Origin of the sequence: Psychrobacter sp. K31L, from assembly GCF_017942195.1 — a bacterium.
GTDB classification, from domain to species: domain Bacteria; phylum Pseudomonadota; class Gammaproteobacteria; order Pseudomonadales; family Moraxellaceae; genus Psychrobacter; species Psychrobacter glaciei.
In genome coordinates, this window is sequence record NZ_JAGKSC010000004.1 from 34048 (window position 1) to 58305 (window position 24258).

Sequence of the window (24258 nt, forward strand, 5' to 3'; positions counted from 1 at the left end):
TATAATTTTTTGTCACTTCGATTTACCCTCTATATTATTAATAAATAAGCTCTCATCAGAAGGATAATAACAATGACTCAGTCTTCAAATCCATCAGCCGTACCGCAGTTTTCGCAATTAACCATTCAAGGTGAGGACGCCGAAAAGTTCTTACAAGGGCAATTGACTTGTGACGTCACCAAACTCGGGCTTAGCTATCAGGCAGCCGCCATCGGCAACTTAAAAGGTCGTATTGAATTTGGTATTTGGATCAAAAAACAAGCAGAAAAGCATTATGATGTGGTTATCAGTGCTGATTGTGCTGAGTCTTTACAAGCACATCTCAATAAATATGGGGCGTTTTCAAAGTTTGAAACCAGTGCCCCAGCCGCGATTTATCCTTGTGTATTAGCCAATGAGCCAACTTTTAGCCATAAAGACGATCACAATACCGTCGCCGACACACAGGATTGGATGGCATGTAGCATAGCCACTGGTAATTATTGGATCGTGGCTGCGACTCAGGGCCAGTTCCAACCACAAGAGCTGCGTCTACATCAGCGCGGCGGCATGGATTACGATAAAGGCTGCTACTTGGGTCAAGAAGTCATCGCCCGTATTTATTTTAAATCTGCCCCCAAAGCATTTTTACACTATGTACAAGGCACCGGTGAAGCACCAAGCGCAGGTGACAAGCTTGATAAAATCCAAGTGGTCAATGCGATGAAAAATGATGATGGCTTTACCGCTCTGGTCGTGGCTCGTCCTGAACAGCTAGCAGAAAGTGGTCTGAGCATATTGGACTTGCCAGCTGCTCTACAGGTAGATGTTGCACGTCCAAAATAAGAAGTAAGTCGGATCAAGCAAGCAACGCAGCGAAGGTGATGGCAGTTTAATACAGCGCTACCGTCATGATTAACATGAGCATAGAGAATCCTATGACACATATTGCGGTACTCGGAGCAGGCGTGGTGGGTGTGACCACCGCATGGTATCTACGTCAGGCAGGCTATGATGTGACCGTGATTGAGCGCGAATCAGCGGCAGGTATGCAGACATCATTTGCTAATGGCGGTCAAATATCAGTATCGCATGCTACGCCTTGGGCAAATCCTGCGACTCCGATGAAAGCGCTTAAGTGGTTGTTTAAAGAAGATGCACCACTACTCTATCGCTTGCGTGCAGATAAAGCCCAGCTCAAATGGGCCATGCAATTTTTGCAAGAGTGCCGCGCCGATAGAGCCGATGCCAATCTCGTGCAAATGGTGCGCTTGGGTCTGTATTCGAGAGATACTTTGCAACAGCTGCGTGCTGATATCGGTATTGATTACGAACAGCAAACCCGCGGTATCATGCATTTTTATACCAATCAGGCAGAGTTTGATGCGGCTATCGAACCTACTGAACGTATGCAAGCACTCGGTTGTGAGCGCCATGTGATTGATATTAATAATGCTGTTAGTTTAGAGCCAGCGCTTTACCCAATAGCGCATAAACTCACTGGCGCAACCTATACCAGCCGTGATGAGTCTGGCAATGCGCATCTATTTACCCAGCGTTTGGCACAGCGCTGCATAGACGCTGGCGTACAGTTTTTATATGATACCGAGATTTTAGCGCTCAATACTGATGCTGACTCTACCCGTCCGCATGTGCATAGTATTACCATTCGCCCAAAAGGCGAGAACGCGCAGACCTTTAGTGCTGATAGTCATGTATTGGCGCTTGGCAGCTATAGTGTCTCCCTATTAAAACCGCTGAACATTCATGCACCTATTTTTCCCGCCAAAGGATATTCAGCCACTTATCAAATCAATCCTCGTGCACCGCATTTAGCCCCTTTTGTTAGCCTCATTGATGATGAATTTAAACTGGTTACCTCACGACTAGGTGATAAGCTACGGGTCGCTGGAACAGCGGAGTTTAATGGCTATAATTTAGACTTAAATGCCACGCGCTGCGAAGCCATTACTCGTCGCGTGCAGCAGTTGTTCCCAAAAGGAATTATTGCAAATTCCGTTCAATACTGGACGGGACTGCGGCCTATGACACCCTCAAATGTCCCACTCATTGGACGGGCACATTGCGGTCAAGTAAAACACGGTAGCCGCAACGATGGGGCCACCTTTGATAATTTATGGCTCAACACGGGTCATGGCACACTAGGCTGGACGCATGCTTGCGGCTCTGCAAAAGCCATTAGTCTGTTAATCCAAGGTGAAACCCCTAACGTTGATTTTGACTTTGTCGGTATGAGCGCTTAATCGGATAAACGACGTATTAAAATATTATGCAAAAGAAAGAAGGCGCTTACCTATAGTAAGCGCCTTCTTTTTAATTTATTTTTAATTTAAATTTAGGGAAAGACTTATATTACTGTGCTGCCCATCAAGATTTATGATGCCGTAGCCAATGCGTCATCTGTTGCTGATTCAAGCGCTTCTAATTGTACTGGCACACCATTTACTGCTGCGTTGCCACTCAATTGATCAATCAAAGTATCGTCCGTTAAATCATTCACACTGACGCCTGCATGCGCTTGGGCAATCTTTTGCTTAACGCCTTTGCGACCATGACCGAAGCCATGTGGAATACTGACAACGCCTGGCATCAGCTCATCGGTCACTTCTGCGGCAATGATAACGCTGCCCACCCGAGACGTCACTCTGACGTTTTGACCATCTTCAATACCCTGCTGCTCAGCAGTTTCAGGATGCAACATTAAGGTACAACGTGATTTTCCTTTTACCAATCGATGGCTATTATGCAGCCAAGAGTTGTTGCTACGCACATGACGGCGGCCAATGAGCAAAATGTGACTGTCATCATATTGCTGCATCATCTCTTTTACACGGTCTAAATCTGCTTGATAAAAATCAACATTGAGATGAATCTGCTTGTCTGCATGCTTGATGGCCTCTGGCAACATCCTGTGCAGTGGCCCTAAATCGACACCGTGCGGATTGTCTATCAGCGTATCCAAGGTAACCTCTTTATAAGGCCCATACTTTAACCCTTGCTTGAGTAAAAACTTTGGCCCAAATGCTTTTGTCGCTGCACGTTCTTTTTGTATTGCTTCTGGGGCATCTTTATCCAAACGATCAGCCAATTCTAAATAAATCTCCCAATCATGCTTTTCATTGTCTTTTCGATCAAACAAGGCAGGCGAGTATTTGGCGACATTGTGCACGGCAAAACCATTAAAGGTCACGTCATAATGGTCACGTTCTAGTGGCGATACTGGCGGTAAAATAATATTGGCATGACGGCTGGTTTCGGTCACAAAATAATCGAGCGACACCATAAACTCCAACCCTGACAAGGCTTCGTCTAATTTTTCGCCATTTGGTGTGCTGAGGACAGGGTTACCGGCGACACTCATAAATCCTTTTAACTGACCTTCGCCTGCGACCAACATCTCATCCGCCATCGCAACCACTGGATACTCGCCGTTAAAATCAGGCAGATTGCTTACACGGCTGTGGCGTTTGCCCAAATATCCTGGGCCCGAGCTATTGACAACATCGACCGCAGGATTAGGGAACATCAATCCGCCCACTTCATCTAAGCGACCGGTCACGATATTAATGACCATCGACAGATACTGGCTTAACAAGCCGAACTCTTGCACCGATATACCCATGCGACCATAGCAGACTGAGCTTTCAGCCTCGCAAAACTCTTTCACTAAACGTTTAATTTCAAGTGCGGTAATACCAGTAATGCTGGCTACCGACTCAGCCGTATAGTCTTTAGCAAACGAGGCGATACGATCAATCTCTGGGGCCAAAGCCGCCGCTCTACTGTCTACCTTGGCATAGCCTTGCGCATAGATCTCATTCAGCATAGCCAGTAATAACAGAACATCAGTTGCGGGACGAATAAAATGATGCTCGCTGGCGATCTCTGCGGTTTCTGTGCGTCTTGGGTCAATCACAACCACTTTACCCGCGCGAGCTTTTATATCTTTTAACTTTTGACGCATGTTCGGCGCAGTCATGATACTGCCGTTAGAGGCCAGCGGATTACCACCAATAATCAACATATATTGTGTGCGATTCACATCGGGCACAGGTATACGAAGCATGTGACCAAATAGATGCATGCTGACGATATGATGCGGCAGCTGATCAATCGAAGTGGCAGAAAAGCGACTGCGTGTTTTTAGGCTGGTCAATAGTTGCTTGACCGTTAGCATGCCACCCATGTTGTGCACATTCGGGTTTCCCAGATATACCCCAAAGGCGTTTTGACCGTATTTTTGCTGTACTGATTGGATGCCTGCCGCTACTTTGTCTAGGGCGTCCGTCCAGCTGATTTCCTTCCAACCGTCAGCGGTTCTTTCAACGGGTTGACGCAAACGGTCAGGATCTTCATGCAAATCTTGTAAGGCCGTGGCTTTTGGGCAAATGTAGCCTTGCGAAAAGGGATCGTTTTTATCGCCTTTAATCGATAATACTTTTTCGCCATCATGTTTTATTTCAACGCCGCACATTGCCTCGCACAATGTGCAGGTTCTAAAATGTGTTTGTTCATCAGCTACCATTTCTTTAGCCATAGTCGTGCTCCCTGTGTTTTTTGTTGACTCTAGTTTCCGTTCTACTTTCGTTTTATACAGTCGATTCAATCTAAAAAGAATACAGTGCTGTTGGGATAAATTTTTTGAAGTCTCTGGAGTGCAAAGCACGCAGCAGTCAAGGAGTATTTATACCAGCAGGACACTATTTTTAACGTACCCCTTTTATTTTTAACCAACTACAAGTTACTTTCTTTATTGTTGCGTCCGTGCAAAAAAATTGCCAAACAATGCAGCAAAATTTGCACTCAAAATGGTAATCGCTTGTTGTCTTGAATAACGCTCTTGATGACAGCCTAAAATTAATTCATGGACTTGTGCGCTAGCAATATCGACACAGAGATTCACGTGAGTGCGTTCAATAGAACGACCAGATAACTGTAGTCCCTGAATGAATATCTCCGTCCACTCTTCTTGTATTTCTGTAATAAGATTGCCCAGTTGTTTATGCTCCGAACCCTTATTCATGGCATTTATTGTCTTTGAGCCAAAGCGCGGACGGTCTTCGATGAGGTGTTGAAACAAGGCAATATTCTGAAATGCCGCATCAAAAATCATGGTCAAACAGGACTGGCAACGCTGGTTAAATTGCTCTTTATTCAAGAAATCATAATCTTTTATCATCGTTACCCAAGCCATACGCATGGGGGATAGATAGTTGTCTTTGAGCTGTTCGCTTAATTCATGTTGCAAGGCATCGAGGCTATCAAAATGATTGTAAAAGCTAGGTTGAGCAATGCCTGCACCCTTGGCAACTTTATTCATGCTCATGCCACAAGCGCCCTCTACGCTATACAGCTGTAGGGCACTCTTTAATAGCGCGCGACGCGTTTTAGCTTTTGCCAGCTCACGCTTTGATTCGGTTGCTGGACTGGCAGCCATGCGAATGAAGTCTGTTCTAGCATTTACCTTCAATATCGACCTCGATTGATGTTTTAAAATGACTTATGGGAATAATTACTATATCGACTATAAGATTATAGTCATTTAAACTATAAGTCTATAGTCAAATTCATCGTCAAACTTATTTTTCACGAAACAATACTTTTAGGTTGCCATCATGACATCAGCAGTTTTTTCTCCTTTTTTATTACCTTGTGGCACCAGTCTCTCAAATCGCCTTGCCAAAGCTGCTATGGAAGAGAATATGGCAGATGAAGGACAAGTCCCTGGCTCTACTATTTTGCGCTTATATCAACGCTGGGCTGAGGGTGGTACTGGCTTATTAATTACCGGTAATGTGATGGTCGATGGTCGCGCGATGACCGGTCCGGGCGGTATTGTATTAGAAAAAGACAGTGATATAGCTCCTTTTGAAGCGTGGGCTAAAGTGGCCAAAAAGAATGACACCCAAGTTTGGATGCAGATTAACCATCCTGGTCGCCAAGTGTATGCGGCTATGGGAGGTGATGTGTTGTCACCTTCTGACGTTTCCCTTGATTTAGGAAAGCACTCTCATCTGTTTGGCAAACCCCGCGCCATGACCCATCAAGATATCGAGCAGCTGATTCAACGTTTTGTCGATACTGCTTTAAAAGCAGAACAAGCTGGTTTTGACGGCGTGCAAATTCATGCCGCTCACGGTTACCTTATCTCTCAGTTTTTGTCGCCATTAACCAATAAACGTGATGATGAATTTGGCGGTTCGATTGAAAATCGTATGCGCTTATTAATCACTGTTATTAAAGCTGTTCGTGCACAAGTTTCGCCTCGCTTTGCCGTCGCTGTAAAAATGAATTCAGCCGATTTTCAGCGTGGAGGTTTTGATGCTGATGACGCAAAGACCGTTATTTTAGCAATGAATGGCCTTGCTGTTGATTTGGTGGAGTTATCTGGTGGCAGTTACGAAAGCCCAGCTATGCAAGGCACAACGGCAGACGGCCGAACCTTGCAGCGAGAAGCTTACTTTTTAGACTTTGCAAAAGAGATTGCGCAAGTGGCCACCATGCCCATTATGACCACAGGCGGTGTCAGGCGTTTGGCGGTAGCAGAAAACGTCCTAGCCCAAGGCATTGATATTGTCGGGATGGGCACAGCCTTAGCGATGAATCCCGCTTTGCCTAATGACTGGAAAGAAAACGATCAGCTCAGTGCCCACGATCCAGTGGTTCAGTGGAAAGACAAAACCTTGAGTGCGATTGCGACTATGGCTGTCATTAAGCGCCAACTGCAACGCATGGGTGCAGGAAAGCCACCAAAATCCAATGCTTCACCCCTATTTTCATTGATTCGTGATCGTCTCCGAGTAAAGAAACTGACCAAGCGTTATCAAGATTATTTGGCTAAGTAGTTTGTGTTGGCTAAGTAGTCTGTGTTTGCACCTTTATAAAGGTGCATTGCTTATTGCTAAAATTGTTCTAGGGCGTGTCCTCATTTTATTCCGAGCTGAATACAGACGAATACAAAATCTGAGCCGTTGATGGAGCATGATGGTATTGATAGGTTGGTAGAAAACCTCTTAGATTATTTACGTATTTCACTGACAACACCCCCTATTTATTACACAAATATGGTCTCCATAACATACTCATGCAGATTGCTATCATGAAGTAACACTCTAAACATTGCCTATACAGACAGCGTAATTTTCAAAGTCTATATTAGGGGCATCAGTTAGCTTATTTTTATAGATATCAAATATACGGTAACTAAATAAAAGCAGCTACTGAACTTAGCATTAAGTAAAACCAAACGAGATAAATATCTGGATTAATTAATAATCAAAAAAAGGAATATAATAATGAACGAACATACCCTGAAAGGTGAATGGAACCAAGTGAAAGGCTCAGCTAAGCAGAAATGGGCTGATCTTACTGATGACGATTTATTACATGTTGAAGGCAGCCGTGATAAGTTGGTTGGTAAAGTCCAAGAGCGTTATGGCCATAGTAAGGATGATGCTGAGCGTGAAGTAGACGACTGGCGTCGCGAAAACAAATACTAAGCTATCAGCTAAGTCACAATGACATTATTGATGATTTGATAAGTCAAAAAACCGCATGATTCTTATGCGGTTTTTTATTAGCAGCTATTTAACGCTTTATACAGTACTCAATAACGTATTTAAAACAGGTTGAATAGAAATTTCTCAACCTATAGACACGATAAAACCGCATAGCAATTAATTGTTATGCGGTTTTATTGTTAACCATCCATGTTACCTATCACGACTGTAATCTATGCATCCTTGCATAACGTTCAGCATGTTGCGATACCGGGCATCCTACCCTATTTACTACGGTTACTAGCATTAACTGCTATCAGCAAAGGTTATGTATCCTTTCTTCATTTACCGTTATCATCCTGATGCCAGTAAACGAATCATTATCCTTAATGCGGTCAACTCAATCCTTGAGTTACATTCCCTGATGCCGTGTATGTATAATGCCTAATTCTCACCCTGATGTTAAGTCGCGTAAACGTCATTGCTTGTAAGCATATGCTTACAAAGCCAATTGACTCTAATGTTATTGATACTCTCAAATTAGCATTTCTCCCAAAACACTTCCCTGCTCTTTGGCAATAAAACGAACGCCAACGCGGAGAAAACACTACCTGCCCCACATGAGATAGAGGGATAAATAAACTCATATTTAACAGGGCTGTCTTTGACATAGTGGTCAAAAATATTGGTCAGTAGCTTACATACAAGCACCGTTATACCTACAAATTATGGAAACAACATAAGCTTAAATAGCCTCTATATTTTTTATTGCTAATACTCAGGTATGTGCCATATTGTTGTTTAAGTGATTGTTTATAAATGATGGTTTAAGCGACATATCCTTAAACGTGGAATTACAACTTAATAACGCAAATGACACTTAACATCAAGTTTTGTGCCTTATTATAGATAATGTAAGAAAATATTTCAAAACACAATATTCTCCAGTTATTAGAGCAAACAAATAAGACTGCTCATATAAAAAAGTACCAAGTCCTTCTTTATCAGTGCGACTAATTTATCGATGCTATTAAGTCAAATATATATCAACTGCATTACGCTGTTAGAGGTGAAAAGCAATCACATAACTATCAATCACGTAATTATCAATCAAAAAAATATCGTAGGAGATTTGATCATGAAGATTTTACAGCTATTCTCATTGAAAACAGCGAGGTCTGCTGGCCTTTCACTCACATTGTTAGGTACGATGGTTGGTTGTACTGTCGTAGGACCAGGCTATGACAATAACTCTGTCTATCGCGGTGACAAGGGTTATGACAATAACGCTAGCTACAACCGTGTGAGCCAGAAGCTGCGTCAGGATTTGCGTCGTAAAGGCTATCAGGTCATAGATATCAAATCCGATAATTATCGAGGCAATCGAGCGATCACCGCCTATGCCAAAAAGAGTAATCAAACCTATGAGCTCAAGTATACTTATCCTAGCCTAAAGCTTATCAGCTCAAACAGACAAGATTGGTCTAAGAAGCGCTACGATGACAAGTATGATAACGACCGTGACTACGATAAGCATGATTATGATAAGCACGGTAAATACAAGAAAAAAGGAAAAGGTAAGTACAAAAAGAACCACAAATATAAAAAGAACTGGTAATCCTGAGAAAGCCAGTGAAGTGCTATATTTAAATAGTTTTCAGTCGTAAGTTTCACATGATATCTCGAAACTTACGACAAGGTAATGCTAAGTCTCATATTGCCTTAAGGTAAAATTTTGACATCGTTAACTTATTGATGTCTAAGGTCAAATAAGCCAGCCCTTGGTTTGTTTGGCCATTTTTTATAACACTATCAAAAAAGTTGAACTTGATAAGAGGATATTATGAATATCACAACCCTACTAAAGCCAACCGTTGCCACCGCTATGGTCACAGCGTTAATGATAACGACAGGTTGCGTCACCGCTCCCGGCTACAATGCGTACGGCGACCTTTACGAGGATGCTTATAAAGACAGTAAAGTCTATAAAAAGCATAAAAAAGCTATCAAAAACGTTGATAAAGAGCTTTATCAACCAGCTATCGAACAACGAGCCGCCAATAAAGTCAGTAATATGGGCTACCGTGTCAAAGACGTCAAATATAAAAGAGGCGATAGCAAAATAAAGGTAAAGGCCACACGTGGTAGTAAAGATTATAAAATCGAACTTGGCTATCCAGGCTATCAAGTAATTAAGATCAAATAAGCCTAAATCGCTGCTAATAACCTATAGTCAGGTCAATATAAAAAAGAGACAGCGTGACTGGTATAAATTTTTCGTAGCCTCTGTCTGCGTAGGCACAGCAAGCAAGAAAAGTTTGTGCCAGTCACGCATCATCATGTCATGTACCCATTTTATTTAGTATCAACTATACCTCTAAAGCTCAAAAATCTAGCACTTCGATGACATCATAGGCAGACGTCTCATAAGGGTGTGCCTGCTTTAGTGCCTCAATAACTTGCCCAATATTAGCAGTGGCAACCACCATCTCGACTCGCCACTCATCAACTTTTTCGAGCTTATCTTGCGCGCCAATATGCGGATCACTGCCTGCCAGCGGCATAAACTGGCCCACCCCTTGTACTTGCCAGCAGCAGCGCTCGTAATTGCCAATCGTGCCCGCGCCTGCTGCAAATAAAGCAGACTTAACTGGCTCTAATGCTGCTTCGGGAACAAAAACCGTCAATTTATACATAGTGTCACCTTTTTTTTATCTATTAGCATGAGAGAGCAGCTCTATTACCATCAGAGTGCGGCCATCGTTTTATTTTTTTGATAATGAAGGATGGTCGCTCCAGATATAGCGCAATAGCCAGTCTTTGGCATCGCCAGCATAATCAATACCGATACGAGGACGCAGCGATACTGGTGGCTGGCAGTCATCATCTTCGAGCCATACTGCTGACTCTACACTGATAGATTTGCCATTTAACGCGCGATCAATTTGTAAGCGCTTCGTTAATTTGCCAGGACCTGCCATCTGGGTTGGATGAGTAAGTTGCTTATTCGTGCTCAGAAGCTGTTCTTCCATCAAACGATCACTATCGTCGGTCAAAAACCCAGCCCGTATTAATACCGACTCAGGAGACTCTTCTCCACCGCTGACCAGATTGAGCATATGATGCACACCGTAAGTCAAATAGACGTAAAATACGCCGCCTTGCGCATACATGATTTCAGTACGCACAGTTCGGCTACCCGCATGCGAATGACAAGCAGGGTCGTCCTTACCGATATAAGCTTCGGTTTCTGAGATACGCATGCGCAAGATTTTCACTGTGCCATCGGTATCCGTTAACTTTCTACACAATACTTTGCCAATCAAATCAGCGGCGACTACGCAGGTTGGTCGAGTAAACCACGCAGGCTCCAGAATATTGGGCTGAGTCATAGGCAATTCAGGCGTTAACATTGGTGACAACCTTTTATTATTTTTATATTATTAACAGATGATAAGTTAGCATAAAAATGAGATACGGTATTTAGGACAATGTTTACGGTGTGTTTGATAGTTATATAAGAAAGTTAAGTGAGAAAACGAGTATTGGCAAGGATAATGTTCAAACTTAAGGGCAGTCATAAATAAGTATGGCTAGGCGATAAATTATTATGGGATTATGGGAGCGGAAAGTGCCCACACAAAGCTTAGTCGTCTGTTTTAAGTGGTCTATTAATTGATTGATGACACTAATTAGTTGGTTCCGGTGGGGTATACTTTTCCATGTTATTACAGAAGTAAGTGTGCCACCAATAATGATTACTATACCGAGAATGATACATATTTTTTAAGAAGTTTAGGCATTGGACTATCCGTACTAGATGCAAAGCAGGTATTCTGAGCTTATTTTTTTGATAATAGCAGTCTTATTTTTTAAGGTTTTTTCTGTACAAATAATAGAAACGAGTAGATCAAGACATAAGACAACCGCAAGTACCGAACCTAGAGATTTAATGATAACTTTCCTATTACCATAACCTGCGACACAAAAAATAGCTCCTAATTAGGAGCTGTTTTTTATCAGATAATACGATTAAAATTACATCAACTAACGGCGGTTTTGAACATATACCACTTTAGATGCATGCTTATGGTTTTGAGCCACAAATTTCTTATGTGCAACTTTCTTAACGACCACTTTCTGAGGGGCTTTGTGTTGCTGTTCATGGGAGACTTTATGTTTTACAAAATGCGGTGCAGGTGCGGCACTTGCTTGACCAATCATCGCAAAACAAGCAGTAGCAGCTAGAATAGAACTCATCATTATCTTTTTCATTATCATTTCCTTCCAAATGCTTATCAAGCATGAGTTATTAATTAAGATGTAATGCTTACAATCAAACAAAATGGTTTGATGAAGCCTTGCTTTATTGACAAAGGAAATAATAAACGATTAGGAGGTTGCGTAGCTTTATGAAACTTAAAGAAAGGTTACTACTGTTACTAACTGCTCTAATCTTCTTGAGAAGTATGATGTTCTTGTATTTTTGCTAGCACTGGTAACGCTCACTAGGGGGTATAAAGATCTATCAATACCAATTTTTTTGGAAAACCATAGCCTTAAGCCATGCTATCGATTTCATAGTTATTAAATTCATATCCAACACAAGCAGTTCGATACCTATATAGCGCATCGATCACAGATAGAGTATGTATGATAAGTAAACCGTAAAGTACACTGAGACTATTTCAGTGAGCAAAATCGCTGATACCACTAGCCTACAGCCAAAGATTCAAGTCCTCACTAGGGAACCATCATTCATATAATCCCATAAAAAAACTGAGCACATGGCTCAGTTTTTTTTGTTTTGCGCTAGACATTTACGACTTAGCTAAGTGGCACACCAATACGGTTGGCCACTTCTTCGTAAGCTTCGATAACATCGCCTAATGATTGACGGAAACGGTCTTTATCCAATTTCTTCTTGGTATTTTTGTCCCAAATACGGCAGCCATCTGGTGAGAACTCATCACCCAAAACAATACGGTCATGGAATACGCCAAATTCTAACTTGAAATCGACCAGTATTAAATCGCCTGCATCAAACAGTGCCATTAATACATCATTCACTTGATGAGTCAGCTCTTCCATTTTTACTAATTGTGCTTCGGTAGCCCAACCAAGAGACACAGAAAGTGACTCATTGACCATCGGATCACCAAGCGCGTCATCTTTGTAGAATAGCTCATAAGTAGGCGGCGTCAATGCTTGGCCTTCTTCTAAGCCTAAACGACGAACCAAACTGCCCGCAGCGAAGTTACGTACGACGCACTCAACTGGAATCATATCCAAACGCTTGACCAGCACTTCGTCATCAGATAATTGTCTTTCGAAATGAGTTTCGATACCAGCGGCAGCCAGTTTTTGCATAATAAAAGCATTAAAGCGGTTATTAACCACGCCCTTACGTGCCAACTGTTCGATACGCTTACCATCAAGCGCCGAGGTATCATCACGAAAGTGTAAAATCAGAAGGTCGTTGTCTTCTGTTTCATAGACTGATTTGGCTTTACCTTTATACAGCAGTTGTTGCTTTTGCATTATGGAATTCCTGTTCGTTCAAGCTTATGTGGTAAAAACGCGCAGCGACCGCTGAATACTATATGACGTCATTCATGAGAACATCATGTCCTGAACAATCACAGTAAAAAATCAGCGGTGTAAGTAGGAAAATACGGTGTTTAGTTTGAAGTATCGCTCACAGCGACAGCGCGTTGAGGCTTAGGCAGTTGATACTGCTTACCTGCTTCGTTCTGTAAGGTGAGCGTGTTTACGCCTGCATTTGGGGTTGTGTATAACGGCACAAATGCTGCTGGTTGCTGAGTCACTGGTAGCTCTAGTGGTGCAAGCTTCTTACTCTCTTGATACTCTAAGCTGCCATTATCGCGCTTACCAAGAAAGCCTTTGGTCATTTGACAGCCACTTAATACTAGTGTGCTACCCAATACCAAAACCATCATAGCAGGAAACGTTCTTGTAGGGGTTGATGATACTTTCATCATATTATCTCTCTGAGTTAGCAATTTTTGCTCATTTAGACGATTGGCTCGTCGTTTTGATAGAACCTTATAAGTTCTTGCCAAGCCAATGTCATCAGCGACTGGCTCAGCATTTACAATGCTTCACTTCTATAATAAATTCGCACGCATCTATAGTAAATTTGCGCGAACCAACGCTTCATCAATAGTGGCATGATGTTGTTCTGCTAGCCAAACCAATGGCAAGCGGATTCCCGTATCTATCATACCCATTTTATGTAACGCATATTTTGCTGGAATGGGACTCGATTCAATAAATAAATCACGATGCAAGTGCTTAATCACGTCATGTACTTTGTGCGCGGCATCAAAATCACCACGTAGCGCGGACGAAAAGGTCTCACTCATGGCGTTCGGTGCGACGTTAGCCGTGACTGAAATATTGCCTTTGGCACCCATTTGCATCAAATCAAGCGCCGTGCCATCATCGCCAGATAGCACGACAATACGGTCGCCAACCGCTTTAATCAATTGCTCACCACGAGCGACTGAGCCCGTCGCATCTTTAATCGCAACGATATTATCGATATCAGCCAAACGTTCAACCGTATTTTGAGCGATATCGACCACGGTACGCCCCGGTACATTATAGAGCATCTGCGGGATGTTTACGGCTTGGGCAATGGCTTTATAATGTTGATACAAGCCTTCTTGTGGCGGCTTATTGTAGTAAGGAGCAACCAATAATGCACAGTCTGCACCAGCATCCGCCGCATCTTGCGTCAGTTTGATGGCTTCAGTCGTATTATTGGCGCCTGTACCTGCTATCACTGGCACGCGGCCTTTGACATGCTTCACAAAGTAACGAATCACATCGCTATGTTCTTGCATCGATAAAGTCGCTGATTCGCCAGTGGTACCGACGGCAACGAGACAGTGGGTGCCCTGCTCAATCTGCCAGTCTATGAGATCGGCCAGACGTTTATAATCGACCGTGCCGTCAGGATGCATGGGCGTTACCAAGGCTACCATTGAACCTTGTAGTCGGGTTTTAATCTCGTCGTATGCTGTGCTCATAACCGTGCCTTACTGTTGTATTATCCTAGCTTTATTAAAGCTGTCACATGATCGATCATTTGCAACTACCCATATCCATTTTTAAGTCAATAGACAAGCCAATGACAGGTATTGCTTGATGTTCATACTGGGTGTTTATATACCTACAATAATGACATTTGCACTATAAAATCATGTGCAGGTCTACCCGCACTAACATTATTTTTGTCAATTGCCGATGTTGTTTATTGATAGCCATAAAAACGCTTACTAGTGTAGCATATTTTGATTTGACCGCTATCAGTCAATTAATGCTCAGCCTAGGTATATCGTGTGCCATTTTAAGCCCTGTTTAACGCGATGGTAATGCGCTAGAGTCACTGACTATAGACTTTATTATTTAATAGTTAGTTTAGCGTAATTATGGAACTGGAATAAATGCTTTTGAGTCGTTTTAACGAATCGTCAACACATCGATAGTCGGACGATACAAGCGAAAAGGCAATCCTCGAGTGCCCACTCCGCTACTGACAAATATCTGCGCGCTACCATGCTGATATAAACCGCGCTGCTTACCCATCCGGCTGCTATCCAATAACGACGACTGATTGCCTATACGGCGAATATCTTGCTTTTTTTGTGCCTTTAGTATGTTTTTCTGTATCGCTTTAGCAGCCCCCGTTATCAATAGTGGTCGCGGCTGTAGTGATTTTGGTAAGTCGCTAATACTATCAAATCGTGACGCAAGGATAATGACAGGTTTAGTCGCCTGCGCGATTTCGGCACTAAGCGCCACTTTACTAGGTACCTGCAAAGTTTTGGCATCGCTCGATTGTTTCGGAACATCTTGCCAACCGCAAAGCACCGCCACGACTGGATTATCCTTTGGGTGTGTTTGTGTACGGGTATTCGGGTGACCTTTAATGGAGCTTGTTTGATTTGCTCTTAATCGACCGTTGCCAGTTTGGGCACATTTAAGCGGCAACGACGTACATTGCTGCCCGATATAATTGATATCAAGCACATCAAAGGCACTGGCCAAGGTATCTTTCAATAGTGGCTGACCTTGCTTGGTGGTATTAATCGACTGATAACGCAAATCCGAGGTACTCATCACCGTATAAACGGGTTTGTTTACTCCCTTAAACAGCATCAACTGCCCCACCAAATCTGCGCTCGGGTAATAGAGCCAGTCACCTGTAATCAGCACTGCATCTGCTGACAGCGCATTGATGGTAGCGACAAGCTTGCGAATATGACGCGGCTTGCCACTATATAAGCCAATACGCAAATCTGCTAATACCGCTACTGTGAGCGGGGCTGACAAGTCTAAATCAACCGCATGATGCTGTACGCGCAAACAGTTGGGCTGCACAACGACAGTATAAAAGTACAGACCCATCGCGATGGTAGCCATCAATACAACGCTTGGTGACAATTGTGCCAGTAGAGGCGTCACCTCTTGTGCTCGCCCAATAACCAACAGTAACGCCCAAACTGGCATGGTATAAGCAGCATAATATAGCGTCAATTTTGACCAAATACGCAAAAAGCGTTTTGTGGGATTGGCATTGAACGTCTGTAATCCTGACCACAAGATGATATACGCTAGCAATGCTGCCGCTGTCGTGATGCTGAGCGTATAAAAAGCGTGGTCAGTCATAATTACCTAGCTGTATATAGAGGTATGAATAGTCGTTTGTGCAGTGGTCAATTAATGTTGTTCAATCAAATCAACGCCCAACTCAATGTCGCTTAATCAAAGTTAAATCGAGCAATAGCATATCATCAAAATCAATCGATAAAAAAATCAGCCATTATAGAGGTCGCGCTCTATGATAGACAAGTATAATTATCAACGCTTAGTGAGATACTTCATTTAAGCATAGTAGATTGACTATATAGTGGCTATTCAATGCGCAGGCCGATAATACCAGGGATGCCTTGGCGCATGACTTCAATCGTTACTACCCCTTTTTTGGGAAGTGAGGAGATAGCGCTGGAGAAATCAGTGACCTTCGCAATCGGCTTTTGGTGAAAGTTGGTAACGATATCGCCAGCGAAAATACCTGAACGCGCGGCTAAGCCAGTCGGGTCGACGGTCGTGACCAATATGCCTGTTTTGTTGTCAACAGCTAGCTCTGCCTGCTCATCTGGAGTCAAATTGCGCAGACGTAAGCCCAGTTGTATCTCATCGTCTTGCTGTGAGCCGCTTTGCGCTCGGACATCATTTGGCGCATACGTTAGCGTGCCTTTTACCGTCATTTGCTTGCCATCACGCTGAATCTGAGCACTGAACGGATCATTGGGTCGTGCCCGATTGAGCAGATTCAATAAATCTGCGGCGCGCATAATCTGCACATCATTATATTGCAAAATAATATCGCCTGATTGCAGACCTGATTTTTGTGCTGGTGAGTCTGGTGAGACACGTGTAAGCAGAGCGCCCTGTGGACGAGCCAAGTTATACGCTTCGGCCAGATTGCGATCGATGTCTTGAGGATAAATACCCATGTAGGCACGCGCGACTTCACCATTGGTTTTTAGCTGCTCGTAGATATCCATCGCCGCGTCAATGGGGATAGAAAACGACAAGCCCATATAACCGCCCGTCCCGCTAAAGATACGTGAGTTGATACCGATAACTTCACCGCGCTGATTGAATAAAGGTCCACCTGAGTTACCCGGATTTAATGCCACGTCGGTTTGAATAAAAGGCACACTGGTCTCACGTGAAAAACTGCGTGACTTGGCACTCACGATACCTGCGGATGCCGAATAATCAAAGCCAAATGGCGAGCCAATCGCCAACACCGGCTCACCTACTTTTAGACTGTTTGAATCGCCAATGGGCAAAGCTGGGAACTGATTACCAACGACTTTGAGCACGGCCACATCTGAGCGCTCATCGCTACCCACCAAGGTCACATCCAGCTCGGTTCTGTCATTAAGAGTCACAGTGATTTTATCTGCTCCAGCAACCACATGATGATTGGTCAACATATAACCATCAGTGGTGACAAAAAAAGCAGTGCCATAAGCGTGTTCAATCGCGGGCTTAGCTGCTTGATCTGGGATACGCAAGCGATCCCCGAAGAACTGACGTAACAGCTCGGCGGTTTGTGCTTTGGCAAGCTCATCTTCACTGACCGTTTTGGTGACATTGACCCGTGCCACCGCTGGCGTCACTTGCTGTACCAAGTCAGAGAAGTCAGCAGTGGTGACCGCTGCTTGTGCCTGAGGCATAGTGGCTGCATTAATGCCTATCGCCATTACCGTGCCGATAGCCAGTGCCAAACTGCTACGTTGCAACCAACGCTGCATACGAATATTGGGTTGCGCTTGAAACATATTGATAGGCATATTGTCTCCATATGAGTGGTTATTATTGTTAGCAACAATATTATCGCTATTATCGCCATAATAGATAGCAAGCTTGTATAAATTTATAGGCATAATCTATAGCAATAATTTATAAGGAACAATTTATAAGCAACCATCTTGAACGCTGGTCTGCTTATTACTATTACTTGCCTACCAGTTTGTGTCGTAGCGATGGGTAAGGATAATGACGTGAATATAAGCCATTTTGATACCCCGTCGTCTTATCCCCTCGATTTCGTAATCTTTTATAGCGCGTTCACCTAATCTTGGGTCCGCGCAGAACGATGGCGCGCGGCTATCGCGTCAGACAGACCCTTGACATATATAAAATAAAATCATGATATGATAACAAGCCTAATAAATTTTTTAGCAAACAATAGTTAGCCATATCAGGCAGCTATGAACTATACACTAATCGAATTGGCTTTTAACGCCCTTATTTTCCATCTTTTGCGCTTCTAGCATTTTTTTATTTATCTAGAGACGCGTTTGTCTTTACTACTATATAGTATATATATCATCCATGATTCATGATGGCTATGGTTATTATTAATTTGCCGTTATAAAAGGTTTTGGCCGCTAACGACAACCCACTTTAATAGCTAGACAGCATCACAAGATTATAAAAGGATTAATTTATGGATACCGCCCTATTATTATCCGGCGTGGTTGGGATCGGCATTGCCGCCCAATGGTTGGCTTGGTATTTAAAGCAACCGTCCATTTTATTTTTGTTACTCATTGGCATTGTTGTTGGACCCGTACTCGGCGTTTTCGACCCTGATTTAGTCTTGGGCGAGCTGATGTTCCCGTTCATCTCTTTGGGCGTGGCGATTATTTTGTTCGAAGGCTCACTGACCCTTGAGTTTGATGAAATCAAGCAACACGGCACGGTCGTACAGATGCTGGTGTCGGTCGGGGTGCTCATCACCATTGCTATCGTCGCGCTATCGACTTATCTATTGTTCGATGTCGATCCATTGATTGCGTTGCTGTTCGGTGCGCTGGTATGTGTCACTGGTCCAACGGTGATTATGCCATTGTTACGTAGTGTGCGCCCCAACAAGACCATCTCCAATATCCTCAAATGGGAAGGCATTATCATCGATCCCATTGGCGCTATCGCCGTGGTATTGGTGTATGAGTATATTATTTCTGGTGGTGAAGCCAGCAGCATATTGCTATTTGCCAAAATTGTCGTGCTTGCAACGGCGCTTGGTATGGCTGGCGCGTGGGCATTGGCGTTCTTAATGCGCCGCCACATGGTGCCTGAGTTTTTACGCAATGTCTTTACCTTAGCTTTTGTCTTGGTTTTATTCTCTGTCTCCAACCATTTAGAGCATGAGTCTGGTCTGCTAACCGTCACCGTCTTGGGCGTCGCACTGGCGAACTGGCCCAAGTTCCCACGTGAGACTATTTTAGAATTCAATGAATCTTTAACCGTTTTACTTATTTCGGTATTATTTATCATTCTGGCAGCTCGTGTGGAGCTGGCAAGCTTAATGAGTGTGGGCTTTGCAGGCTTGGTGCTACTCGCTATCGTGATGTTTGTGGCGCGTCCCTTATCGGTCTGGGCATCTTCTATTGGCTCAAACCTAAAAACCAATGAAAAGCTAATGATCAGCTGGATTGGACCACGTGGTATCGTCGCCGCTGCTATCTCATCGCTGTTTGCGATTCGTTTGCAAGAGTATGATATTCAGGGCGTTGAGCTGCTCGTCCCCTTAGTATTTATGGTCATCATCGGTACGGTCATGATTCAGGGCTTGGGTGCAAAAGTAGTGGGCAATTTACTTGGTGTGCGTGAGCCTGAGACCAATGGTATTCTTATCGTTGGCTCCAATCCAGTTGCATTGCTAATCGCAACCTCCTTAAAAGACCAAGGCTTCGATGTCATCGTCGCTCATAATAACTATACCAATATCGCCCGCGCGCGTATGAGTGGTCTACGCACCTATTTTGGTAACCCCATCTCTGATCACGCCGACCATCATCTTGACCTTATCGGTATTGGTCACCTATTCGCGATGAGTATGGATAAAGAGATGAATACCTTGTCTGAGATTCATTACCGCCATGAGTTCGGCGAGCGCAAGCTCTATCGCCTCAAGTTCAGCGATGAAAAAGTGAAAAGTGAGCGCGATGATAAGCAGTCAAACTTTCACTCGCAGTGGTTGTTTGGCAAAGACGTAACCTATACCAAACTTGCCAGCATGCTGTCCAAAAAAGCCCGTATTAAAATCACCAATATTACGGACAGCTATACGTTTGAGCAGTATAAAGCCGACAATAAGCAGTTCGTGCCGCTCTATACCCTAGACAAAGAAGGCAAGCTGCAAGTCATCACTGATAAGTTCGAAGGATCAGTACCACGTGATCGTAAGCTGATTTCTCTGGTCGTTGATGATGAAGTCCAGCCAAAGCCAGTGGACGTCACACTAAAACAAGAGCAAGCCCGTGCTGCCGCAGATGCCAGTTTTGAAGCCAACTCCAAAGCGCCTGAAAAACGCAAAGAAAAAGAGATGGTGGAAGATATCGCTGATACGCCAGAGCAAGAGCCATCCATAGCGGTTGATAAAGAGAGTGACGTAGCGAAAAAAACCGTCAAGGCTGAAATAGATAAACGTCAGGGAGCGGAAGCTAAAGACGTCTCTACTAACACAGTCAACAAAGGGGTGATGGCAGATAACTCAACGGCAACGTCAAAAACCAGTAAATCGACTAATAGTAGTACAAACGGTAATGGTAGTGCGCCCAAGATAAAAAGTGGTGCGCTCGACCCTAACCGCCTACCCGACTCAGATCATGACAATACCACCAACAATGTGAAGGTGAAGGATTCGGTAAAAAAAGATGCGGATAAACCATAAACGCTATAGTCGATTCAATTTAAAAGTAGTACAAGGCAACCGAGTGTAGATGTATATGTGATACTTCAAGCGAGGTTAACACTGTAATACTTTTATAGTGGAATGACTATATTGTCTGAAAAGCTAATAAGCAAATTAAAAGCCCTCATAATAATTATGAGGGCTTTTTTATAGGGCGCTATTTGACGATGTTTGGCAAGATTTAGCCCATTTAGATGACATAGTCAGTGAAAATTAATATCAACAGCATCGTAGCGTTTTTGGGGTATTTTGACTATATCGAGTGAATTGGAGACACGCCCTAGCTAAGATTAAATCTTGTCGCAACCGCTTGCCATACTCGTACGCTGACCTCCTCAGCGCTACCTGAGGCATCGATACGCTGGATACGCTCAGGGTGCTCGGCTGCGAGCGTACTAAAACCTGTATGCACCCATGTAAAAAACTCAGTCGCCTGCTGCTCAAAACGATCGGCAGCACTACGTTTACCCGCCCGCTCCATGCCTTCTAATACGGGCAAATCCAACCATAAAGTCAGCTCGGGCAACTGGGTAACGAACTGAGTGATAAGAGACTCAATTTTGGCTCGTACAGTAGCGTCACCATGCGCACGCCCAAAGCCTTGATAGGCAATGGTAGAGTCGGTAAATCGATCACATATCACCCATGTTCCCTGCTGTAGTGCTGGCAAGATTACCTGCTGCATATGGTCGCAGCGCGCTGCAAACAATAACAACAGCTCTGTGTCGTCATTGATCTCCGTCACCGGATCCAATAATATCTCGCGAAGACGCTCTGCAAACGGGCTACCACCTGGCTCACGAGTACGCAAATAGTCGATACCGCTATCTTGCAAGCGCGCACATAACTGCTCGATAGCAGTGGTTTTACCCACGCCTTCAGTGCCTTCAAAACTGATAAAGCGCCCTTGCCTGGGCGTTGTATCCGTAATATCAGTCGTGGCTTGAGTTAAATTGGTTTGCAACAAGTTGGCTGGTATAGATGCTGACATGATATGACCTTATGTCATTGATGAGCACTATATGAATTTTTATAGCGCTCAGTAAATGATAGGTTTTATGAAAAGTAAAGCGATGGTTTACTGCGGCGGCGTTTGAGATTTTTTCTCACGCATGACGCTCAGGTATTCTTTTACTGCCTGATTGTGTTCAGCCAAGCTATTGGTGAATTTGTGCCCACCATTCCCTGTCGCCACAAAATACAGCGCCTCACTATCCGCTGGATGTAAGGTGGCTTCGATAGAGGCCGCAGACGGTAGCGCAATCGGTGTGGGCGGCAGACCATCGATTTGATAGGTGTTGTAGGATGTTTTTTCGTCGATGTCTTTACGGCGAATGTTGCCATCGTAGCGGCTGCCCATACCATAGATAATCGTCGGATCGGTCTGCATGCGCATGCCTTTATCCAAGCGATTTTTAAACACCGCTGATACTAAGGGACGCTCTTCTGCCACGCTGGTTTCTTTTTCGATGATAGAGGCCATTACCAGCGCTTCATAAGGACTCTTATAAGGCAGGTCAGGCGCACGATTTTCCCACGCTTTGGTCAACGCTTGCTGCTGACGCTTATACAAATCCGTCAATACCTGCTTGTCACTGGTGCCCTCGCCATAATAATAGGTGTCAGGCGCAAACCACCCTTCAAGATTATGATTGACGATAGGGTCATTATTATTGGTCACGCTCTTTGGCAATATACCGACCAAGTCCAGTCCTTGAGCAATACTGGCGTTACTAGCATCACCGCTGCCCGCTATTAGCACTTCTTTTTTGATATTGTCGTTATCACGTAGCGATTGATATAAGTCTTTGGACGTTTTACCTTCGATAATTTGCACTTTTACCATTGCTGCTTTGGCGCCCTGCGCGAGCACTTGTAGTGCCTCAGCGATGGTTGGGTTCTCTGGTAATTGATAAATGCCTGCATGTAATGGTGCATCGACTTGCGACTTAATATAAAGCTTGGCGACACTAGCAGAAAACAGTGGTGTCTGCTGTTGCCACTGCGGCAGCAAGCCGTAGTAAGTCTGACCTTGCTCGATCGTGACCATCTGCTGCGGCTGCTCAATCCGTCCAAACAGCGTCTGATAGACTATGACTAAGAGAAACGCTGCAATCAGCCCCAGCACAAGCAATACTTGATAGCCACGCTGCATAAAGAACGATTGATTGTCCACTTTATATTTACGCGGCTTAGTCTTGCCACTGATGAGCGAGATATCCGTTGCCGGCACCTCTTCGCCTGCGGCCTCATCCACGACTGGCTTGGCATCCGATGGGGTGCTAGCGATGCGCTCGTCAACAGTGCCCTCTTGCTCATTGGATGGAGTATCATTAGGACGTTCAGGAGGCGTTTCAGGTGTTGGATTGCTCATGGCAACTCGCAAGGCAGAGGTTTGCTAGAATTTAGCACTGAACCGTGCGCTTTTCAATGGTATTTGCTTAGCTTGTGAATTAACTTAGTGTGGATGCGCATTTATATGGCTGAATACTCCTACGCTTTTATTGATATTTTTGTTTTGTCTACTACAAAGAAAACTTATTATGAATCTACATTTCAATCAACCTCTCGCTGCAAACTATCAGTCTGAACCCCAAAGGATTCGTGTGCTCAGTGAAGATTGGGTTGCGAACCAAAGCTATTGCCCTAATTGTAGTGCCGAGCCATTGGTTGAATTTACGAACGGCAAACCTGTCGCTGATTTTTATTGCTCAAACTGTCATGAGGAGTATGAGCTAAAAAGTAAAAAGGCAAAATTAAGCAACATTATTAATGATGGCGCTTATGACACTATGATTGAACGTATCAATAGCGATAATAATCCCAGTTTTTTCTTTTTGACCTACTCTCAAGAATATAGGGTGAATAATTTTTTAATCATCCCCAAACAATTCTTTCAGCCGCACATGATTATTAAGCGCAAACCATTATCCGTCACTGCCAAACGCGATGGTTGGGTTGGTTGCAATATTGATTTGCGCAAAGTGCCTGAGTCGGGGAAAGTGTTTTTGGTCAAAGACCAGCAAGTCATACCACGCGATAATGTCACCGAGCAATTTCAGAAAACCTTGTTTTTACGCGAGCAATCTATCACATCACGTGGCTGGACATTAGATGTTTGGCAGTGTATCGATAGGCTAGATGCTAATTTTTCTCTCAATCAAGTTTATGCTTTTGCTGATGAGTTAAAGCTCAAACATCTCGAAAACAATCACATTAAAGATAAAATTCGTCAGCAACTACAAGTATTACGCGATAAAGGCATTATCGAATTTATGGGTCGTGGTCAGTATAGAAAGTTGTACTAATTGCTGGAGAACATCGTAGCATTTGGTGCAAAAAAAACGAGCAAGAAGCACTATTAAAAGCGCAAGATATGTATCGTAATGAAGAGGTTGTGTTATATCCCGATGATTTCATTGATACTAAATTTAATATTTTTGCGCGAGA

General features: G+C 43.7%; 20 protein-coding genes. 8 read left to right on the forward strand and 12 right to left on the reverse strand.

Going from position 1 to position 24258, the window contains the following annotated elements; translation table 11 throughout:
- Positions 1-72: 72 nt before the first annotated feature.
- Entirely contained in the window at positions 73-825 is a 753-nt protein-coding gene (locus tag J5X94_RS07810; RefSeq protein WP_210540858.1) for a YgfZ/GcvT domain-containing protein, read from the forward strand.
- A 92-nt stretch (positions 826-917) separates the two neighbouring features.
- A complete protein-coding gene (locus J5X94_RS07815; RefSeq protein ID WP_210540859.1) occupies positions 918-2243 on the forward strand; it encodes a D-amino acid dehydrogenase in 1326 nt (441 codons plus the stop codon).
- A 131-nt stretch (positions 2244-2374) separates the two neighbouring features.
- Here the strand turns inward: J5X94_RS07815 and J5X94_RS07820 are convergent, their stop codons facing one another.
- Together J5X94_RS07820 and J5X94_RS07825 are read right to left on the reverse strand one after the other, a co-directional pair.
- Positions 2375-4537 (reverse strand): molybdopterin oxidoreductase family protein, encoded by a 2163-nt coding sequence (locus J5X94_RS07820; protein WP_210540860.1) that lies wholly within the window; start codon positions 4535-4537, stop codon positions 2375-2377.
- A 213-nt stretch (positions 4538-4750) separates the two neighbouring features.
- The gene (locus J5X94_RS07825) at positions 4751-5437 is read right to left on the reverse strand and encodes a TetR/AcrR family transcriptional regulator (protein WP_201589645.1); all 687 of its coding nucleotides are present in this window, start codon (positions 5435-5437) and stop codon (positions 4751-4753) included.
- A 178-nt stretch (positions 5438-5615) separates the two neighbouring features.
- On the opposite strand from J5X94_RS07825, the gene J5X94_RS07830 reads away from it, so the two are divergent.
- From J5X94_RS07830 to J5X94_RS07845, 4 genes are all read left to right on the forward strand, one after another.
- Positions 5616-6845, forward strand: a complete 1230-nt coding sequence (locus J5X94_RS07830; RefSeq protein WP_210540861.1) for an NADH:flavin oxidoreductase/NADH oxidase family protein — start codon at positions 5616-5618, stop codon at positions 6843-6845.
- A 450-nt stretch (positions 6846-7295) separates the two neighbouring features.
- Positions 7296-7499 carry a CsbD family protein gene (locus J5X94_RS07835; RefSeq protein ID WP_010196100.1) on the forward strand — a complete coding sequence of 68 codons (204 nt, stop codon included), beginning with the start codon at positions 7296-7298 and terminating at the stop codon, positions 7497-7499.
- Positions 7500-8637: 1138 nt separating this feature from the next.
- Entirely contained in the window at positions 8638-9117 is a 480-nt protein-coding gene (locus tag J5X94_RS07840; RefSeq protein ID WP_210540862.1) for a hypothetical protein, read from the forward strand.
- Between the two features lie 225 nt (positions 9118-9342).
- Positions 9343-9705 (forward strand): hypothetical protein, encoded by a 363-nt coding sequence (locus J5X94_RS07845; protein ID WP_194620662.1) that lies wholly within the window; start codon positions 9343-9345, stop codon positions 9703-9705.
- A 178-nt stretch (positions 9706-9883) separates the two neighbouring features.
- Here the strand turns inward: J5X94_RS07845 and J5X94_RS07850 are convergent, their stop codons facing one another.
- The 8 genes from J5X94_RS07850 to J5X94_RS07885 all read right to left on the reverse strand — a co-directional run bounded on the left by J5X94_RS07850 (position 9884) and on the right by J5X94_RS07885 (position 17896).
- The gene (locus J5X94_RS07850; RefSeq protein ID WP_210540863.1) at positions 9884-10195 is read right to left on the reverse strand and encodes an NGG1p interacting factor NIF3; all 312 of its coding nucleotides are present in this window, start codon (positions 10193-10195) and stop codon (positions 9884-9886) included.
- A gap of 69 nt (positions 10196-10264) precedes the next feature.
- Positions 10265-10912, reverse strand: a complete 648-nt coding sequence (locus tag J5X94_RS07855; RefSeq protein WP_228293202.1) for a DNA-3-methyladenine glycosylase — start codon at positions 10910-10912, stop codon at positions 10265-10267.
- A gap of 634 nt (positions 10913-11546) precedes the next feature.
- Complete coding sequence (locus J5X94_RS07860; protein ID WP_210540864.1) at positions 11547-11759, reverse strand: hypothetical protein; 213 nt, start codon at positions 11757-11759, stop codon at positions 11547-11549.
- Positions 11760-12326: 567 nt separating this feature from the next.
- Entirely contained in the window at positions 12327-13040 is a 714-nt protein-coding gene (gene purC, locus J5X94_RS07865; RefSeq protein WP_210540865.1) for a phosphoribosylaminoimidazolesuccinocarboxamide synthase, read from the reverse strand.
- A gap of 140 nt (positions 13041-13180) precedes the next feature.
- On the reverse strand, positions 13181-13501 hold the full coding sequence (locus tag J5X94_RS07870; RefSeq protein WP_227669975.1) for a hypothetical protein: 321 nt from the start codon (positions 13499-13501) through the stop codon (positions 13181-13183).
- A 147-nt stretch (positions 13502-13648) separates the two neighbouring features.
- Positions 13649-14554: a 4-hydroxy-tetrahydrodipicolinate synthase gene (dapA, locus tag J5X94_RS07875; RefSeq protein ID WP_210540866.1), complete on the reverse strand. Its 906-nt coding sequence runs from the start codon at positions 14552-14554 to the stop codon at positions 13649-13651.
- Positions 14555-14987: 433 nt separating this feature from the next.
- Positions 14988-16196, reverse strand: coding sequence for a hypothetical protein (locus J5X94_RS07880; RefSeq protein WP_210540867.1), 1209 nt, complete (start codon positions 16194-16196; stop codon positions 14988-14990).
- 245 nt (positions 16197-16441) lie between these two features.
- Complete coding sequence (locus tag J5X94_RS07885) at positions 16442-17896, reverse strand: Do family serine endopeptidase (RefSeq protein ID WP_210540868.1); 1455 nt, start codon at positions 17894-17896, stop codon at positions 16442-16444.
- 659 nt (positions 17897-18555) lie between these two features.
- Here J5X94_RS07885 and J5X94_RS07890 point away from each other — a divergent pair.
- Positions 18556-20787 (forward strand): cation:proton antiporter, encoded by a 2232-nt coding sequence (locus J5X94_RS07890; RefSeq protein WP_210540869.1) that lies wholly within the window; start codon positions 18556-18558, stop codon positions 20785-20787.
- Positions 20788-21088: 301 nt separating this feature from the next.
- Here the strand turns inward: J5X94_RS07890 and tmk are convergent, their stop codons facing one another.
- Together tmk and mltG are read right to left on the reverse strand one after the other, a co-directional pair.
- The gene (tmk, locus tag J5X94_RS07895) at positions 21089-21799 is read right to left on the reverse strand and encodes a dTMP kinase (protein WP_228293203.1); all 711 of its coding nucleotides are present in this window, start codon (positions 21797-21799) and stop codon (positions 21089-21091) included.
- An 87-nt stretch (positions 21800-21886) separates the two neighbouring features.
- Positions 21887-23182: an endolytic transglycosylase MltG gene (gene mltG, locus J5X94_RS07900; RefSeq protein ID WP_210540870.1), complete on the reverse strand. Its 1296-nt coding sequence runs from the start codon at positions 23180-23182 to the stop codon at positions 21887-21889.
- A gap of 169 nt (positions 23183-23351) precedes the next feature.
- Here mltG and J5X94_RS07905 point away from each other — a divergent pair, with 169 nt between their 5' ends.
- Positions 23352-24116, forward strand: coding sequence for a DpnI domain-containing protein (locus tag J5X94_RS07905; RefSeq protein WP_210540871.1), 765 nt, complete (start codon positions 23352-23354; stop codon positions 24114-24116).
- Positions 24117-24258 lie beyond the last annotated feature (142 nt).

Excerpts from the sequence above, each read along its gene's own strand:
- J5X94_RS07810 (WP_210540858.1), top strand. The coding sequence starts at position 73 with ATGACTCAGTCTTCAAATCCATCAGCCGTACCGCAGTTTTCGCAATTA.
- J5X94_RS07815 (WP_210540859.1), top strand. The coding sequence starts at position 918 with ATGACACATATTGCGGTACTCGGAGCAGGCGTGGTGGGTGTGACCACC.
- J5X94_RS07820 (WP_210540860.1), bottom strand. The coding sequence starts at position 4,537 with ATGGCTAAAGAAATGGTAGCTGATGAACAAACACATTTTAGAACCTGC.
- J5X94_RS07825 (WP_201589645.1), bottom strand. The coding sequence starts at position 5,437 with ATGGCTGCCAGTCCAGCAACCGAATCAAAGCGTGAGCTGGCAAAAGCT.
- J5X94_RS07830 (WP_210540861.1), top strand. The coding sequence starts at position 5,616 with ATGACATCAGCAGTTTTTTCTCCTTTTTTATTACCTTGTGGCACCAGT.
- J5X94_RS07835 (WP_010196100.1), top strand. The coding sequence starts at position 7,296 with ATGAACGAACATACCCTGAAAGGTGAATGGAACCAAGTGAAAGGCTCA.
- J5X94_RS07840 (WP_210540862.1), top strand. The coding sequence starts at position 8,638 with ATGAAGATTTTACAGCTATTCTCATTGAAAACAGCGAGGTCTGCTGGC.
- J5X94_RS07845 (WP_194620662.1), top strand. The coding sequence starts at position 9,343 with ATGAATATCACAACCCTACTAAAGCCAACCGTTGCCACCGCTATGGTC.
- J5X94_RS07850 (WP_210540863.1), bottom strand. The coding sequence starts at position 10,195 with ATGTATAAATTGACGGTTTTTGTTCCCGAAGCAGCATTAGAGCCAGTT.
- J5X94_RS07855 (WP_228293202.1), bottom strand. The coding sequence starts at position 10,912 with ATGTTAACGCCTGAATTGCCTATGACTCAGCCCAATATTCTGGAGCCT.
- J5X94_RS07860 (WP_210540864.1), bottom strand. The coding sequence starts at position 11,759 with ATGAGTTCTATTCTAGCTGCTACTGCTTGTTTTGCGATGATTGGTCAA.
- purC (WP_210540865.1), bottom strand. The coding sequence starts at position 13,040 with ATGCAAAAGCAACAACTGCTGTATAAAGGTAAAGCCAAATCAGTCTAT.
- J5X94_RS07870 (WP_227669975.1), bottom strand. The coding sequence starts at position 13,501 with ATGATGAAAGTATCATCAACCCCTACAAGAACGTTTCCTGCTATGATG.
- dapA (WP_210540866.1), bottom strand. The coding sequence starts at position 14,554 with ATGAGCACAGCATACGACGAGATTAAAACCCGACTACAAGGTTCAATG.
- J5X94_RS07880 (WP_210540867.1), bottom strand. The coding sequence starts at position 16,196 with ATGACTGACCACGCTTTTTATACGCTCAGCATCACGACAGCGGCAGCA.
- J5X94_RS07885 (WP_210540868.1), bottom strand. The coding sequence starts at position 17,896 with ATGCCTATCAATATGTTTCAAGCGCAACCCAATATTCGTATGCAGCGT.
- J5X94_RS07890 (WP_210540869.1), top strand. The coding sequence starts at position 18,556 with ATGGATACCGCCCTATTATTATCCGGCGTGGTTGGGATCGGCATTGCC.
- tmk (WP_228293203.1), bottom strand. The coding sequence starts at position 21,799 with ATGTCAGCATCTATACCAGCCAACTTGTTGCAAACCAATTTAACTCAA.
- mltG (WP_210540870.1), bottom strand. The coding sequence starts at position 23,182 with ATGAGCAATCCAACACCTGAAACGCCTCCTGAACGTCCTAATGATACT.
- J5X94_RS07905 (WP_210540871.1), top strand. The coding sequence starts at position 23,352 with ATGAATCTACATTTCAATCAACCTCTCGCTGCAAACTATCAGTCTGAA.